Below are 16,391 nucleotides of genomic sequence, written 5' to 3'. Positions count from 1 at the left end.
CTATTCTCCGAGATAAACTTGTTTAACTTTAGGGTGAGCTTGCACTTGATCCATAGTGCCTTCAGCTAATACATGCCCTTGGTGCAGCACGGTGACATGGCTGGCAATGGAGCGAACAAAATCCATATCATGCTCAACCACCACCACCGAGTGCTTACCGGCCAGTGAGTTAAGGAGCTCAGAGGTACGATCCATCTCTTGGTGAGTCATACCTGCAACGGGCTCATCCACCAGCAATAGCTTAGGGTTTTGCATCAGCAGCATACCGATCTCTAACCACTGCTTCTGACCGTGAGACAGGTTACCCGCCAAGTTTGCGGCTTCGTCTTTTAGGTGAATAAGCTCCAGTACCGACATGAGTTTATCTTTCTGCTCACCGCTCATCACGGCAGTGAAGGTTGCCCATACTGAGCGGTCACCTGCCATGGCTAACTCAAGGTTCTGCCATACGGTTAAACACTCAATCACGGTCGGTTTTTGGAATTTACGCCCGACACCTGCATTGGCAATTTCGGCTTCGTTCATCTTCAATAAGTTGATGTTCGAGCCTAGCCATACTTCACCAGTATCAGGCTTAGTTTTACCCGTTATGATGTCCATCATGGTGGTTTTACCTGCGCCATTAGGGCCAATAATGCAGCGCAGCTCTCCCTCATTGATGTAGAGGTTCAGATCGTTTATTGCTTGGAAACCATCAAAACTTTTATTGACGCCTTCCACATACAGCAGCACATTATGGCGCGTATCGATGGCAGGGTGCACATCGGGTTTAAGGTAATCAAAAACTTCGTCTCGACGAGTAAACGCCTGCACCGATTCCTTTACTTTATTAAAGCGGGTCATGCGATCACCTCCTTGGCTTTACTCTGTTGATCCTTATCTTGCCCTTTCGAGTCGACGCCCTTGCGTAACTGTTGCCATTTATCGGCAACGAAACCAATCACGCCTTTAGGGAAGTACATGGTCGAGAGAACGAATAGACCACCAAGCGCAAACAGCCATACCTCAGGGAATTCAACCGTAAACCAGCTCTTGGCGTAGTTGATGATCAAGGCACCAACAATGGCCCCAAACAGAGTGGCACGACCGCCTAACGCAACCCAAGCAACAATCTCAATCGAGTTGAGGGGCGCGAACTCTCCCGGGTTAATAATACCGACTTGAGGCACATATAATGCGCCAGCAATACCGGCGATAACTGCAGATAAAACAAAGACCCAAAGCTTTATGCCATCGACGTCATAGCCCATAAACCGGGTTCGAGATTCGGTATCGCGGATCGCCAATGCGACACGACCTAAACGGCTCGTCACCACCATGCGACACGCAATGTAGCTGAGGATCAGTGCGATACCCGTCGCGACAAACAGACCAATCTTAACCGCATCATTTTGTAAACTCAGCCCTATGATGTCTTTGAAATCTGTTAGACCGTTGTTACCACCAAAGCCCATCTCATTGCGGAAAAATGCCAACATCAAGGCGTAAGTTAGCGCTTGCGTCATAATAGAAAGATACACCCCTGACACACGAGAGCGGAAAGCAAGGTAACCAAACAAGTAAGCCAATGCGCCCGGTACTAATACCACCATCAAGCAGGCAAACCAAAACTGATCGAAGCCCTGCCAAAACCATGGCAACGCAGACCAATCAAGGAACACCATAAAATCAGGTAGGATAGGATCTCCGTAGACTCCACGGTCGCCAATTTGACGCATTAAGTACATGCCCATCGCATAGCCACCAAGTGCAAAGAAAGCGCCATGCCCAAGACTTAATATTCCGAGATAGCCCCACACAAGATCGAGCGCCAACGCCAACATCGCGTAGCTCAGGTATTTACCCATCAGTGAGATCGTGAAGGTCTCAACATGGAGCGGATGCCCACTTGGCAGCATGGTATTCGCCAATGGGATTAAAATCACGGCCGCAAGAATGGCGAGGATGGTCAGTTGCCCACCCTTGTCGCCACGCATCGCCGAAAGTACAAATGATTTTGACTGCATGATATATCCTTAACCTTCAGCCGCACGACCACGTTGCGGGAACAATCCGCGTGGGCGTTTTTGAATAAATAGAATGATGAAAACCAGCACTAGGATCTTGGCGAGCACCGCACCCGCCCATGGCTCTAAAATCTTGTTGAATATGCCAAGGCTAAGGCCTGCGACTAGTGTGCCCCACAAGTTGCCAACGCCACCGAATACCACCACCATAAATGAGTCGATGATATACGCCTGCCCCATATTTGGACCCACGTTAGTCAGTTGAGAAAGTGCGACGCCAGCAATACCTGCTACGCCTGAACCCAAACCAAAGGTCATCGCATCGACACGCTCAGAACGAATACCCATCGCACGAGCCATACCACGGTTTTGAGAAACAGCACGAACCTGCAAACCAAGCGGTGTCTTTTTCAGCACCATCAATAATCCGATAAACACCAAGCCACAAAATAGAATGATGTAAAGGCGGTTATAGGTGAGCGATAACATTGGGTTTAATTGCAGTGCTCCCGACATCCACTCCGGAGTGCTCACTGAACGGTTAAGTGGAGAGAAAATAGAACGAACGGCTTGCTGCAAGATCAAGCTGATACCGAATGTCGCCAGCAAGGTCTCCAATGGACGACCATAAAGGTGACGAATCACACTTCGCTCAATCGCAATCCCCACCAAACCAGAAACAATAAATGCGGCTGGGATCGACAGGATCAGTGCGACACCAATGTGATTCGGCATCAACAGCTGTAACACGTACGTGGTGTAAGCACCAATCATGATCAGCTCACCATGCGCCATGTTAATCACACCCATCACACCGAAGGTGATCGCCAAACCAATACCTGCCAATACAAATACAGAGCCTAGGCTCAAACCGAAGAACACGGTTTCAATACCGGAATACAGCGCTTGGCTTTGCTGATAATCGTCCATCGCTCGCTCTGACGCGGCTAAGATGCTTGGTTCTTGCTCACTATTAAGCAATTGATTTAACGTTTTCAGTACAACGGAATGTTTAAAGTCACCCAGTCGTTCAATCGCAATCACTCGCGATTCTGGTGCGGCCTTATTATCAAGCGAGGTAAAAATGGCAAGCGACAAGTCCATCAACTCAGCGACTTTGCCCTCTGATTCACTGGTTCTCAGCACCGCTAAACGATCGATAATGTCAGAATCTTTGGTACCAAGCAGATCCAGAACCGCTTTATAACGTACATCTGGGTTACTGCTGTTCAGTCCAATCGAGGCAATTTCCCCACGCAAGATCCCGCGAAGTTTGTTGTTCACGCGAACCTTCTTAAACTGCCTAGCATTCTCGATACTGAGGCTTGATTCATCCCATACAGACTGAGCCTCGGTTGCCGTTTTAATGCTTTGAATTAGGTAGAGCTGTTTGTACTGCTCGCTTTGTTTGTCATTGAAGTAATAGAGATTACCGTTTAACCAACCATCCAAAATAGGTTTCGACACCTCTTCCGTTTGTGTCTCAATCACCCAATTGATAGCAATTTCTTTATCCGATGTTTTTTTACCAACTAGCGCCTTGGTAAAGCTAGCTTCATCCGTTATTCCAGCAAAAGCAAATTGAGCGCTGATTGCCATGAGCAACAGCGCCTTAAATACGTTCAATACGTTTTTCATCCCTACTTCCTTAGTCCATCTCGCTAGATATTGTTATTTTTGCTCGATGGATATGTGGATAATAATTATTGAGTCGAACAACAGAGCCTTCTTTTCGTCACGCTTCTCAAAAAGCACGCTCCTACTAAATAAGAAGGCTCAGCGTTCCTAACTAACCGCTCTAGTTACCGCCAGAACACTTCTTGGTTTCGACGTTAAACGCACCACATGAGAATGGTTTAGACCAGCTAGAAAATAGTTTCGCCGATTCAGGTAGGTAGCTTGACCAAGCATCACCCGCAACCAGACCTGTCGTTTCCCAAACAATATCGAATTGGCCATCGTCTTGGATCTCACCGATCAAGACGGGCTTAGTGATGTGGTGGTTTGGCAGCATGGTTGAGTAGCCACCAGAAAGGTTAGGCACAGATACGCCGATCAAGGCATCTTGCACCGCTTCAGCCTCGGTTGTACCTGCATTGGTCACCGCTTGAGCCCACATGTTGAAACCAACATAGTGCGCTTCCATTGGATCGTTGGTGACACGCTTTTCACTCTTGATGAACGACTGCCACGTTTCAACAAACTCTTCGTTGGCTTCGGTATCAACACTCATGAAGTAGTTCCAAGCCGCTAGGTGACCAACCAGTGGTTCAGTATCCATACCTGACAGTTCTTCTTCACCAACAGAGAATGCAATAACCGGGATGTCTTCAGATGAAATGCCTTGAGCGCCTAGCTCTTTGTAGAAAGGGACGTTCGCATCGCCGTTCACAGTAGAAACCACTGCGGTTTTCTTACCCGCTTCACCGAACTTTTTGATGTCTGAAACAATAGACTGCCAATCAGAGTGACCAAATGGCGTGTAGTTGATCATGATGTCTTCTTCTGCGACACCTTTATCTTTTAGGTAGGCTTCAAGGATCTTGTTGGTCGTGCGTGGGTAAACGTAATCGGTGCCTGCTAGTACCCAACGTTCCACTTCAAGCTCTTCCATCAAATAATCGACGGCTGGAATCGCTTGTTGGTTTGGCGCAGCGCCAGTGTAGAAAACGTTTTTAGACGACTCTTCACCTTCATATTGAACTGGGTAAAAAAGGATGCTGTTAAGCTCTTCAAATACTGGCAGCATCGATTTACGCGATACCGATGTCCAACCACCGAAGACCACATCAACCTTCTCTTTTTCGATCAGCTCACGCGCTTTTTCTGCAAATAGCGGCCAGTTTGATGCAGGGTCGACAACCACAGGCTCTAGCTTTTTACCCAGCAAACCGCCCTTTTTGTTCTGCTCTTCGATGAGCATTAGCACGGTATCTTTTAGCGTGGTTTCACTGATCGCCATGGTGCCAGACAGTGAATGTAGAACGCCGACCTTGATGGTCTCGTCAGCCGCAAGCACTGATGCAGAAGAAAATGAAAGTGTTGTACACAGTGCAGCTAGCGATAAATTGAACACCTTGTTCATGATAGTACTCCATAATTGTATTTTTGTTATTCAATTACAGAGTTACAAGAAGAGTGCCAAACTTAAAAATTAACCATTAAAATTATAAATCATTGTATTAATTGAACTAAAAACCATTCACACCAATAGCGTGCATAGCAATCATGTAACTATGTTTCATACTGGTGCAGCGACGATAAGAATGAACCAAGATGAAACACCGCCAACCACTGATACAAAAAAGACCCAACACCATATTGTTGGGCCTTCAATAGACATCACAGATGAGAGTTCAAACCACGCATCGATCACGCATCAAGCGCACTAGTTGGTTTGATGAAACTCGAACTTAACCCTCGACTTAGATTTGAGCTCGTTGCAATCACCGTTACAAAAATAGCTCGCCGAACCACAGGCTTGAAGCTTTTCTAACTGACTACAGCACTCAGGGCAAAAGCCTACTTTTGTAAAGTGAACCCGACAATTCTTACAATGATACTGACCATCCCAATCCAATTCCGACTGACATTTAGGGCAGATATTTTCACTCATTAGCACTTCCTAATTGACGACTATTTTAACAATTTACTACTGATGAGATTTAGCTTGCTTGATCTGGTGCATGTTGTGAGAAGCCTATTTATTCAATCAGGGCCTTTAATGATGGCGAATGGTTCTCATAGCAAAGTACAAGAGAGATCGAAAACAGCCCTCTAGCAACAACAATGATCTTAGGGAATCGAGCCGTGGATGCGATGCCACACAATGAATAAGTCAAGCACATCATCAAAGATCATAGGTTGATCTTTTGCTTTATCTATTTTGATCAGCGATCTACCCCAAAAAGAATATTTATATCACCACACACCGAAAGCATAAGTTACATATGCTGCATTTCAATTTTAAATAGTTATTTATTTCAAATGTGACATCTAAAAAACAAATTAACAGCACAAGTTATTTGAAATTATAGCCTAAATCATCGAATTACATGGGTCAGCATTTCAATATGCTGGTCATCTAACTGAGTTAACTTAACGGATAATGCTTTAAGCTGTGAGGTATTCTCAATATGCGTTCCACCACAGGGAATAGACACTAAAGTATCGGCATCCAACTGCCATTCCCAATAACGAGAGTCTGTTAACGCCTCGCCTTCCAGTCTCATCGCGACTGGCGTCGACTCGGTTAGCCAGCTTGAAATCATTTGGTTGATCTCGGCTTCAATGCCATCAAGGTTTGCTAGCACGTCTGCAACGTTCAAGCCACGCTTTTTGAGGGTTTTGCCTAACCGATACTTATCGGTACACAGCTCCGGAGTCACAAAGCTAGTCACTTGTGCATAACTATTGAAATCGTAACTACCAAGCGGATCTTTTCTATCTGCATCTTTACGCCAATAACTTTCGGCTAATACTTTGTTCAAGGCTAGGAAAGCGATGTGGCCAGCACTGTGACCACGGCTCAAACTGGCTTGGTACTCTTTATCTACTGACAATACGACTTCATTGCCAACCTTAATCATAGAAGCTGATGCGGGTAGCTGGTGAACAACCACAAACGTCCACCCTTGCGTATCACGCTTAACAGGGATATCACCTGCTATATGAAGTTTTCCAGTTGATTGTTCTACTGCACCAACTAAGCAATCCTTAACGGGATATTGCACGTCACCAACAGTGACAAAGCCTTGGTCTGCCGGATGATCAGGCCAAATATGACTCACTGGGTGGAAAGGCGTCACATCAGTGATCAGGTAAGTTTTGCTGTCGTCACTTTCAACATACAGCGTCTTCGCATTGAGCTGCCAAGCCTGATGACAAAATTGAGTGATAGTGGGGGTGATTGATGATGCGGATGTATTCAAATCGCGAGTAGTCATATCGTTCTTCTCTGGGAATCTAGTCTGATTCGTTAAGCCATGATGATAAAAGCATATTGTTATGGCTTAACGTGAATTTTGCTTAAAAAAATACCCGAGACAGGCTCGGGTATCAAATCTATTGGAAAGGGCTATTTACGGCCTTTAACCATGCTCATCATACGCTTACGCTTGCGTTCTTGAGAGATTGTCAGCTTGTTAGTCTTAGCTTCAAATGGGTTCTCGCTGTTCTGGAATTGAATGCGAATTGGTGTACCCATGATCTCTAGTGAACGACGGTAGTAATTCATCAAGAATCGTTTGTATGAATCTGGCAAGTTACGTACTTGGTTACCGTGGATAACGATAATCGGTGGGTTGTAACCACCCGCGTGCGCGTATTTCAGTTTCACACGACGACCACGAACCATAGGCGGTTGGTGATCATCAGTTGCCATCTTCATAATACGAGTTAGAACAGAAGTACCAACACGAGTCGTCGCTGACTTGTAAGCTTCTTGAACAGACTCGAACAAGTGACCAACACCTGTACCGTGAAGTGCAGAGATAAAGTGAATACGTGCAAAATCAACGAAACCTAAACGGCGGTCTAGCTCTTTCTTAACGCGCTCTTTAACGTCGTTATCTAGGCCATCCCACTTGTTTACTGCAATCACGATTGAACGACCTGCGTTCAACGCAAAGCCTAGCAAGCTTAGATCTTGATCAGAGATGTTTTCACGAGCATCGATAAGCAGCAATACAACGTTCGCATCTTCAATTGCTTTCAGCGTTTTAACTACTGAGAACTTCTCTACTGTTTCGTTGATGTTCTTACGACGACGAACACCCGCAGTATCGATTAGAACGTATTCACGCTCGTCACGCTGCATTGGGATGTAGATAGAGTCACGAGTCGTACCAGGCATATCGTAAACAACCACACGCTCTTCACCAAGAATACGGTTAGTTAGTGTTGATTTACCTACGTTAGGACGACCAATGATCGCTAGCTTGATAGGTTGATCTTGAAGACGCTTGAATTCTTCTTCAGCTTCTTCTTCTGTAAATTCAACCTGCTCTTCTTCTTCGTCTTCAAACTCAGTTAAATCGCTTACTTCGCCATTTTCCGCTTTTAGCGCTTCTGCGAACGGGTTAAGAGCAAGATCAATCAGCGCTGTTACACCACGACCGTGCGCAGCTGCAATTTGATACATGTCTTCTACACCTAGCTGCCAGAAGTCGGCACTTGCTGCATCAGGGTCGATACCATCAACCTTGTTTACGACTAGCATTGAAGGCTTTTCTAATTGACGTAAGTGCTTAGCAATCGCCACGTCTGAAGGGGTTAGACCCGCGCGGCCATCAACCATAAATAGAACGACATCAGCTTCATCAATCGCCGCTAGCGACTGTTCAGCCATTTTCGTTTCAACACCTTCTTCGGTACCGTCGATACCGCCAGTGTCAATAACAATAAAGTCATGCTCGCTAAAATGAGCATGACCGTATTTACGGTCACGCGTTAAGCCAGGGAAATCCGCAACCAATGCATCACGAGTTCGAGTCAATCGGTTAAATAACGTAGATTTACCTACGTTCGGACGCCCTACTAGAGCAACAACAGGTACCATAACAACCTCTACAATTTCTTCTCTTAATGTAGTTATAGGTAAGCACTTGTTTACAAGTTTAAACTCTTACCTATAACCACACGGTTTATTAATTTATAACAACAAAACGGCTCCTAGCTGTTACCAACCAGGAGCCGAATGTGAATTATATCACGCTTTATTGGCTAATCGTCAGTTTCTTTACATCGCCATTGCGAGTCGTCACTAAGTAGCCTTCAGGCAGTTCAATTGGCGCAACCGCAAAGCCGCTTTCGTCGACGAGCTGTTGAGCAACAAATTCACCTGATGAACGATCTAACCAGTGCAAATACCCTTCAGCATCGCCCACCACTACATAACCATTAATAATAGCAGGTGCTGTCAGCAAACGGTTCTCAAGAAGTGCGGTACTCCACAATTCCGTTCCACTACGCGCATCGACCGCGACGAGATGGTCTTTATCCGTTACCACGAATAGACGGCTACCATCACTGGCTAAATCGATAGCCGATGAGTAGTTACGTTTCCAAATAGGCTTACCAGAACGAAGATCGATGCCAACCAATTGACCATTGATACCTACAATGTACAAGGTACTACCAAGCACAACAGGCGATGCATCAACATCAACCAAGCGATCAATTTCAGTAGCACCTTTCGGTGTACCTATCGGTTGCTGCCAAATCAGTTGACCACGGTCAACGATAGCCGCCGCTAGACGACCATTCGCTGTGCCCCAAAATACACCGCCAGAAACAGCAACCGGTGTGCTGTCGCCACGTAATGTCAGGCTTGGTACTTCCGTGCTAATGGTCCACTTCTGCTCGCCGCTGGCTTGATCTAATGCGATCATCATGCCGCGACTGGTATGAATCAGCACCATGTTATTTTCAGTGGCAGGAGATGCAAGCACCTCACCGTTGACGGGTACACGCCAAAGCTCTTCACCGGTTGATTCGTCTAACGCGATCACTTCGCCATTTTCAGAGCCGACAAAGAGTTTACCGTAAGCAGCTGTTAGCCCACCGGATAAACGCGCTTGCACCTCTTTCTTAAGCTCTACTTTCCACAACTCTTTACCAGTTTCAGGATCAAGAGCCTTAACAATACCTTCTCGGCTTGCGACGAAAACTTTATCGTAAGCCAATTCAGGCGTTAATTTTGAAAAGTAGTGACCAACACCATCACCCACCGATGCCGCCCATTCCTGCTTCGGAGTGAACTCGCTATTGACGGTTGGTACTGGAGCCATGATTACGGTGTCTTCGTCACCTGCACAGCCAGCTAGCAGGCCAAGAGCAATCGCACATAACGCCGCTTTTGGAAACATCTTCTTCATTCAAAGCGCCTTATTTAGCTAGGTCGTCAAGTTTGATTTGAAGCGTTTGGCTGGCATCAACAGCTTGCTGTGCTTCGGTATAAGCACTGTATGCTGCGTCAGTATCACCCTTACGCAGTGAGATATCACCACGCAGCTCGGCAACACGGCCTTTCCATGATTCATCGGTCAGAGTCGCAAGATCAGACAATGCACCATCAAACTCACCTTGCTCAGCTTTAATGCGTGCAACGCGATACGTCAATAATGGCGCAAGTGCCGCGTCATTCGTTGCTGATTGTGCCCACTCTAGCTGTTCAAGCGCCGCTGCAAGTTCACCTGCTTGCACTTGTACTTTGGCGAGTTGCATAGCAGCCAGTACCGAATACTCTGCGTCTTTATTTGCGTCGATGAAAGCTTGAATATCAGATTGAGCATCAACGCCCTTAGCATCCAGAGCTGAAATGACTGAGGTGTAGCTTTCGGATGCAGCTTCACGCGCTTCCACTACTGAGTCTTGGTAATAACGCCAACCGAATAGGCCGCCCAAACCAATCACGGCACCAAATATCACGGCTTTGCCATTCTCTTTCCACCAATCTTTAATGGCTTCAACCTGCTGCTCTTCGCTATCGTAAAGTTCCACTTCCTGTCCTCTTTAATTCTTTAAACGCCAGCATAATGCTGACGTCAATATTCATGATGAGCGTTTGCTCAATGGCTAATTAGATTAGCGCTGCAACTTTCTCTGCAACGTCCGCTTGAGGCACGGTTTCTTGCACGCCGCCAACCAAATCTTTTAGTACTACAGTGTTGTCCGCTACTTCGTTCTCACCCAGCACCAGCGCCACAACGGCACCGACTCTATCAGCGCGTTTGAATTGCTTCTTGAAGTTACCACCACCGAAGTGGTTCATGACACGCACACCTTCAATGGTGTCGCGCAGTTGATTCGCTAACTGCATGCCCGCGATCATAGTCCCTTCGCCAGCAGCAACCATATATACGTCAACGCTACGGCGAACTTCTGTTAGCTCTAGTGTTTCCATCATCAGAACCAGACGCTCTAGACCCATTGCGAAGCCAACGGCATTGGTTGCCTTGCCGCCGAGTTGCTCAACAAGACCATCGTAACGGCCGCCGCCACATACTGTACCTTGAGCACCAAGGCTGTCAGTGATCCACTCAAATACGGTGCGGTTATAGTAATCTAGGCCGCGTACTAAACGCTCATTAACTTGGTATTCGATACCAACTGCGTCAAGAAGTTCACACAAACCTGCAAAATGTTGCTTCGACTCTTCACCAAGATATTCAGATAGTCGAGGTGCATCACCTAAGATAGCTTGAACATCCGGGTTCTTAGTATCAAGTACACGTAGAGGATTAGTGTGCATGCGACGTTTGCAGTCTTCATCAAGCACATCAATGTGCTGCTCAAGGAAAGCCACTAACGCAGTGCGGTAGCTTACACGATCTTCTTGAGAACCGATTGAGTTTAGCTCTAGACGAACGTGCTTATCGATACCTAGCTCACTCCATAGACGTGCTGTCATCATGATAAGTTCTGCGTCAACATCTGGACCGTCTAGGCCAAACACCTCAACACCACATTGGTGGAATTGACGGTAGCGACCTTTTTGAGGACGCTCGTGACGGAACATTGGACCCATGTACCATAGGCGCTGCTCATCACGGTTGATAAGGCTGTTTTGAATACATGAGCGTACGCAACCTGCTGTACCTTCAGGACGCAACGTTAGGCTATCGCCATTGCGGTCGTCAAAGGTGTACATCTCTTTAGAAACAACGTCTGTCTCTTCACCCACTGCACGGCTAAATAGATTTGTTTCTTCAACGATAGGCATACGCACTTCATTGTAACCGTATACACTCACCACATTTTTAACTGCGTTTTCTACTTTCTGCCACAGTGGTGATTGAGTTGGAAGGCAGTCGTTCATGCCTCGAATTGCTTGGATATTTTTAGCCACAGTATTTATTCCGTAATTTCTCACGACCAGGAGTGAGTGCAAATAGACAATCACACCCCATCGCGTTGTATTAATCTTCTAGGTTATCTACATCAATGCGATTTGCTTTATCAAGCACCGATGCTTTTGCTCGGATCTTGGCTTCAAGCTTGTCAACAAGATCATCATTGTCAAAACGCTCTTTCTGACGCTTACCATCTTCATAGAAGGCACTCTTACGTGCGCTACCCGCTAAACCTAAGTGAGACACTTCCGCTTCACCTGGGCCGTTTACCACACAACCGATGATAGAGACATCCATTGGGGTAATCACGTCTTCTAAACGTTCTTCAAGGGCGTTAACGGTGTTGATAACATCGAACTCTTGACGCGAGCAGCTCGGGCACGCGATGAAGTTAATACCGCGCGAGCGAATGCGCAAAGATTTAAGAATATCAAAGCCGACTTTGATCTCTTCGACAGGATCCGCCGCCAGTGAGATACGTAACGTATCACCGATACCTTCAGAAAGAAGCATACCAAGCCCTACAGACGACTTAACCGCACCAGCGCGAGCACCACCAGCTTCGGTGATACCAAGGTGAAGAGGTTGGTCAATCTGCTTCGCCAGCAAACGGTAAGAACCGACGGCAAGGAAGACATCTGACGCCTTAACACTGACTTTGAATTGATCAAAGTTCAGACGGTCTAGGATATCTACGTGACGCATTGCCGATTCAACAAGCGCTTCTGCTGTCGGCTCTGTGTATTTCTCTTGGATCTCTTTTTCCAGAGAGCCGCCGTTAACACCAATACGAATAGGGATATTCATATCACGAGCACAATCAACAACTGAGCGGATACGGCTTTCGTTGCCGATGTTACCAGGATTAATACGCAGGCAGTCAACGCCGTACTCAGCCACTTTAAGCGCGATACGGTAGTCAAAGTGAATGTCAGCAACCAAAGGAACTGACACTTGCTGCTTGATAAGCTTAAAGGCTTCAGCGGCGTCCATAGTTGGTACAGATACGCGAACGATATCGGCGCCAACTTTTTCCAAAGCTCTAATTTGAGCAACGGTTGCAGCTACATCGGTCGTTCTTGTGTTGGTCATGGATTGCACAGCAATAGGTGCACCATCACCGATCGGCACATCACCCACATAAATACGGGTTGATTTGCGACGAATAATAGGAGATTCGTGTTGCATATTAACTCTAAGGTAAGGTTATTCTAGCGACTTTGCCTGAAGTATACCCAGAAAGGTCGACAGGTTCACTTGCAAATGTCATTGATACGCCCTCTGGCGCACCTAGAACCACTTTATAAGGTGTAGTTCCTGACAGATTTAACGACTGACCCGCTTTTTTAATGCCAGTGGCAAGAGTTTTACCCGTCGCATCTTTTACTTGGATCCAGCAATCTGCAGAGAACTGCATCGCTAGCTCATTCGCTACGGCTGCAGGTTCAACAATCTCTGGAGCAGCTACCGATTCAACAGCCTCCGCTTCAACCTCAGAGACTTGCGTCGTGTTCACCTCATCAACTTGACTTGCGCCGTCTGAGGTTTCAGCTTCAAGCATCTCAACTTCGCCTTCAATCGCAGAAGAGCCTGCAGCGCTCTGCTCAGCGTCAATCACATCGAGAGAAGTGAATTCAGAATTAAGCGAATCTTTGACAAGCAGTTCTTGTGAACTTTCACTATCGATAAGGGATTGAGACAAGGTGTCTTGCTGTTGGTTTTGCCACCACCAAAGGGAAGAGATACCCGCAATAACCGCAAATATACTCCAAGTAAGGATCATAATACGGCTGTTGTGTTTTTCTGTTTTTGTCTTTCGAGAAAAACTCAGCATCTCTTGCTCTTGATGTTGAGCATCACCAGAATGACGAAGTGCGTTTAAAACGAGTTTTTCATCGAGGTTGACGTATTTCGCGTATGAGCGGATGTACCCGCGCATAAACGTCGCCACTTGGTCTGACTCAAATTGGTTTTCTTCAATTTGCTGGATCAGAGTAAGGCGCAGTTTAAGGCGATCTGAGATCTGCTTTTGCGTTAAACCAAGAGATTCTCGTTTGTTTTTAAGCAAGGTTCCCGCTTCCATTGCCGGAACAACGGTTTCTTGCGTTTGTGTATCGTGTTCTTTGTTCATAGAGAGTGAACTTCTAAAGTAGTATCGCAGGTCGACGAGAGCGTTTTTTATTATCGTTTAAGCTCAATATAACAACCCACTTTATGTGGAATTTTTCCTGTTATTTGAATCATCAACCCTTAAAGGCGAACAGTACACATAGTGCATGGATAATGTTCTCAGGAAACGCGTTTATCAAGTAGCCAACCTAATTAGACATATTGATGTTCAGTAACAAGCGAGCACTTAAATTAATCTAAGATTAGTTAATCATAAGCTAATGCCGTTACAAGGCAAAAATACTTTAAACTAAATTTACCGTCAGCTCATGGTTTTGTCCAAAATTTGACGAAAAATGTAAGGAAGTGTGGGGAAGCAGTCCAAAAACTAAGCTCCAAAAATGCAACAAGCCAGAAGTAAAACTTCTGGCTTGTTTAGGTTCAAAGGCGGGTTATACCGCTTTTACTCCAATCACATCACCGGCAACCAGGTTCGCTTCAGAAGCGGCTTTCAGCATTTTAGTACGCTTGGTTCTGTCAATAACATCACCGACTAACTGGCCGCAAGCGGCATCAATATCGTCACCGCGAGTTTTACGAACCGTTACTGTATAGTTATATTCCATTAGTGTTTTTTGGAAGCGGTCAATACGAGAATTGCTTGGCTTCTTATAAGGCGAACCCGGGTAAGGGTTAAATGGAATCAAGTTAATCTTACATGGCGTATCTTTCATTAGCTCGCCAAGTTCGCGTGCATGATCCATATCGTCGTTAACATGGTCCAATAGCACATACTCAACCGTGACTTTGCCACGGTTAGCATTCGAAGATGCAATGTAACGACGCACAGATGCTAAGAAATCTTGGATATCCCAGCGGTCGTTGATCGGCATGATTTGGCTACGTAGTTCATCGTTTGGCGCGTGCAAAGAAATAGCCAACGCGACATCGATGTTGTCTGTCATTTGATCAAGGCCCGAGACAACACCCGAAGTCGATACGGTGACACGACGCTTAGACAATGCGAAACCTAGATCATCAAGCATGATTTCTAATGATGGCATTAGGTTCTTCATGTTAAGTAGAGGCTCACCCATACCCATCATGACGACGTTGGTAATTGGACGACGACCTGTTTCTTTCTCTAGACCAATTTCACGAGATGCACGCCAGATTTGGCCAACAATCTCTGAAACTTTAAGGTTACGGTTAAAGCCTTGTTGAGCTGTAGAACAGAACTTACATTCAAGCGCACAACCGACCTGTGAAGAGACACACAGCGTCGCACGATCACCATCAGGGATGTATACCGTTTCTACGTCTTGATCGCCAACACTCATCGCCCATTTAATTGTGCCATCGGCAGAGTGTTGAGCTTCAGAAACAACAGGAGCAACAATCTCACAGCGGTACTGGAGCTTTTCGCGTAACTTCTTGTTGATGTTGTTCATTTTTTCGAAGTCATCGACACCGAAGTGATACATCCACTTCATCACTTGATCGGCTCGAAACGCTTTCTCATTCAACTCTTCTGTGAAAAATTTACGAAGACCTTTACGATCAAAATCGAGTAGATTGACTTTAGCTGTGGTCATGATGCCTCTCAATGACGGAACAATAAATAAGGGCGCGAATTGTACAGGCTTTATGCAGCTTCAACAAGTATTGTAAGACCCTGTGTTTACTAAGACATTCAAACTTCAGTGGTTAAAGTTTGAACAGAGCTATTTGTCGAGCTGATATTCCCCAATTGAAAGAAAGATTCCTGACTTAGCTCCTTCTGTGATCTCGGGAACGACGTAAATAATCTCCAACAGCTCACCAATACTTACCACGAGATTGCAGTCACTAAAACTTCCTGTCATTCCAGAACTGAGGAACGAGGTATCTGGAATCTTTAACCACGAACGTAAAACCCACTGACAAAAAAAGGCCTCACCGAAGTGAAGCCTTTACAATGATTTGTGTGCTAATTATTGAACTGGACGCGGGCAAATTTCAGATTCTGGGAAGAAAAACTCAATTTCGCGAGCCGCTGATTCAGGGCTGTCGCTGCCGTGGACTGAGTTGTAACGCATGCTGATTGCGTAATCAGCACGAATCGTACCGCATGCCGCTTCTTCTGGGTTTGTTTTGCCCATCAGTTCACGATAACGAGCAATCGCATTTTCGCCTTCAAGCACTTGAACCATGATAGGGCCAGAAGTCATAAATTCTTTCAGTGCAGGGAAGAACACTTTGCCTTCGTGTTCAGCGTAGAAGCCACTCGCTTGCTCTTCCGTCAGACGAACCATTTTCGCAGCAATAATTTCAAGGCCTGCTTTTTCGATTCGGTGGTAAATTTCGCCAACAAGGTTACGCTTAACTGCATCCGGTTTAACAATTGAGAACGTTCTTTCTAGAGCCATAGGAATTCCTTCAC

The 16,391-nt window shown here is 45.9% G+C and carries 14 protein-coding genes; all 14 read right to left on the bottom strand.

Annotated elements, in window-relative coordinates; all coding sequences use genetic code 11:
• Entirely contained in the window at positions 1 to 843 is an 843-nt protein-coding gene (gene urtD / locus Q1A70_RS02475; protein ID WP_299686620.1) for an urea ABC transporter ATP-binding protein UrtD, read from the bottom strand.
• Positions 840 to 2,006, bottom strand: a complete 1,167-nt coding sequence (gene urtC / locus Q1A70_RS02470; protein ID WP_299686622.1) for an urea ABC transporter permease subunit UrtC — start codon at positions 2,004 to 2,006, stop codon at positions 840 to 842. The genes urtD and urtC overlap by 4 nt, the downstream gene beginning before the upstream one ends.
• Positions 2,007 to 2,015: 9 nt before the next feature.
• Entirely contained in the window at positions 2,016 to 3,644 is a 1,629-nt protein-coding gene (gene urtB, locus Q1A70_RS02465; protein WP_299686624.1) for an urea ABC transporter permease subunit UrtB, read from the bottom strand.
• A 160-nt stretch (positions 3,645 to 3,804) separates the two neighbouring features.
• Positions 3,805 to 5,091 carry an urea ABC transporter substrate-binding protein gene (urtA, locus tag Q1A70_RS02460; protein WP_299686626.1) on the bottom strand — a complete coding sequence of 429 codons (1,287 nt, stop codon included), beginning with the start codon at positions 5,089 to 5,091 and terminating at the stop codon, positions 3,805 to 3,807.
• Between the two features lie 303 nt (positions 5,092 to 5,394).
• On the bottom strand, positions 5,395 to 5,622 hold the full coding sequence (locus Q1A70_RS02455; RefSeq protein WP_299686628.1) for a zinc ribbon domain-containing protein: 228 nt from the start codon (positions 5,620 to 5,622) through the stop codon (positions 5,395 to 5,397).
• 427 nt (positions 5,623 to 6,049) lie between these two features.
• Positions 6,050 to 6,952 (bottom strand): alanyl-tRNA editing protein, encoded by a 903-nt coding sequence (locus Q1A70_RS02450; protein ID WP_299686630.1) that lies wholly within the window; start codon positions 6,950 to 6,952, stop codon positions 6,050 to 6,052.
• A 131-nt stretch (positions 6,953 to 7,083) separates the two neighbouring features.
• Positions 7,084 to 8,565: a ribosome biogenesis GTPase Der gene (gene der, locus Q1A70_RS02445; RefSeq protein ID WP_017629857.1), complete on the bottom strand. Its 1,482-nt coding sequence runs from the start codon at positions 8,563 to 8,565 to the stop codon at positions 7,084 to 7,086.
• Positions 8,566 to 8,722: 157 nt separating this feature from the next.
• Positions 8,723 to 9,883: an outer membrane protein assembly factor BamB gene (gene bamB / locus Q1A70_RS02440; RefSeq protein ID WP_299686632.1), complete on the bottom strand. Its 1,161-nt coding sequence runs from the start codon at positions 9,881 to 9,883 to the stop codon at positions 8,723 to 8,725.
• 10 nt (positions 9,884 to 9,893) lie between these two features.
• Complete coding sequence (locus Q1A70_RS02435) at positions 9,894 to 10,508, bottom strand: YfgM family protein (protein ID WP_299686634.1); 615 nt, start codon at positions 10,506 to 10,508, stop codon at positions 9,894 to 9,896.
• A gap of 79 nt (positions 10,509 to 10,587) precedes the next feature.
• Entirely contained in the window at positions 10,588 to 11,856 is a 1,269-nt protein-coding gene (hisS, locus tag Q1A70_RS02430) for a histidine--tRNA ligase (RefSeq protein WP_299686636.1), read from the bottom strand.
• A gap of 70 nt (positions 11,857 to 11,926) precedes the next feature.
• Positions 11,927 to 13,048: a flavodoxin-dependent (E)-4-hydroxy-3-methylbut-2-enyl-diphosphate synthase gene (ispG, locus tag Q1A70_RS02425; protein ID WP_299686638.1), complete on the bottom strand. Its 1,122-nt coding sequence runs from the start codon at positions 13,046 to 13,048 to the stop codon at positions 11,927 to 11,929.
• Between the two features lie 7 nt (positions 13,049 to 13,055).
• Entirely contained in the window at positions 13,056 to 13,991 is a 936-nt protein-coding gene (gene rodZ, locus Q1A70_RS02420) for a cytoskeleton protein RodZ (RefSeq protein WP_299686640.1), read from the bottom strand.
• A gap of 430 nt (positions 13,992 to 14,421) precedes the next feature.
• Positions 14,422 to 15,564, bottom strand: coding sequence for a bifunctional tRNA (adenosine(37)-C2)-methyltransferase TrmG/ribosomal RNA large subunit methyltransferase RlmN (locus Q1A70_RS02415; protein WP_299686642.1), 1,143 nt, complete (start codon positions 15,562 to 15,564; stop codon positions 14,422 to 14,424).
• Positions 15,565 to 15,942: 378 nt separating this feature from the next.
• Complete coding sequence (gene ndk, locus Q1A70_RS02410) at positions 15,943 to 16,377, bottom strand: nucleoside-diphosphate kinase (protein WP_299686644.1); 435 nt, start codon at positions 16,375 to 16,377, stop codon at positions 15,943 to 15,945.
• Between the last annotated feature and the right edge of the window lie 14 nt (positions 16,378 to 16,391).

The organism is uncultured Vibrio sp., from assembly GCF_947488985.1.
Lineage (GTDB): Bacteria > Pseudomonadota > Gammaproteobacteria > Enterobacterales > Vibrionaceae > Vibrio.
This window is presented reverse-complemented; position numbering and strand designations above follow the sequence as displayed.

Excerpts from the sequence above, each read along its gene's own strand:
- urtD (WP_299686620.1), bottom strand. The coding sequence starts at position 843 with ATGACCCGCTTTAATAAAGTAAAGGAATCGGTGCAGGCGTTTACTCGT.
- urtC (WP_299686622.1), bottom strand. The coding sequence starts at position 2,006 with ATGCAGTCAAAATCATTTGTACTTTCGGCGATGCGTGGCGACAAGGGT.
- urtB (WP_299686624.1), bottom strand. The coding sequence starts at position 3,644 with ATGAAAAACGTATTGAACGTATTTAAGGCGCTGTTGCTCATGGCAATC.
- urtA (WP_299686626.1), bottom strand. The coding sequence starts at position 5,091 with ATGAACAAGGTGTTCAATTTATCGCTAGCTGCACTGTGTACAACACTT.
- Q1A70_RS02455 (WP_299686628.1), bottom strand. The coding sequence starts at position 5,622 with ATGAGTGAAAATATCTGCCCTAAATGTCAGTCGGAATTGGATTGGGAT.
- Q1A70_RS02450 (WP_299686630.1), bottom strand. The coding sequence starts at position 6,952 with ATGACTACTCGCGATTTGAATACATCCGCATCATCAATCACCCCCACT.
- der (WP_017629857.1), bottom strand. The coding sequence starts at position 8,565 with ATGGTACCTGTTGTTGCTCTAGTAGGGCGTCCGAACGTAGGTAAATCT.
- bamB (WP_299686632.1), bottom strand. The coding sequence starts at position 9,883 with ATGAAGAAGATGTTTCCAAAAGCGGCGTTATGTGCGATTGCTCTTGGC.
- ispG (WP_299686638.1), bottom strand. The coding sequence starts at position 13,048 with ATGCAACACGAATCTCCTATTATTCGTCGCAAATCAACCCGTATTTAT.
- rodZ (WP_299686640.1), bottom strand. The coding sequence starts at position 13,991 with ATGAACAAAGAACACGATACACAAACGCAAGAAACCGTTGTTCCGGCA.
- Q1A70_RS02415 (WP_299686642.1), bottom strand. The coding sequence starts at position 15,564 with ATGACCACAGCTAAAGTCAATCTACTCGATTTTGATCGTAAAGGTCTT.
- ndk (WP_299686644.1), bottom strand. The coding sequence starts at position 16,377 with ATGGCTCTAGAAAGAACGTTCTCAATTGTTAAACCGGATGCAGTTAAG.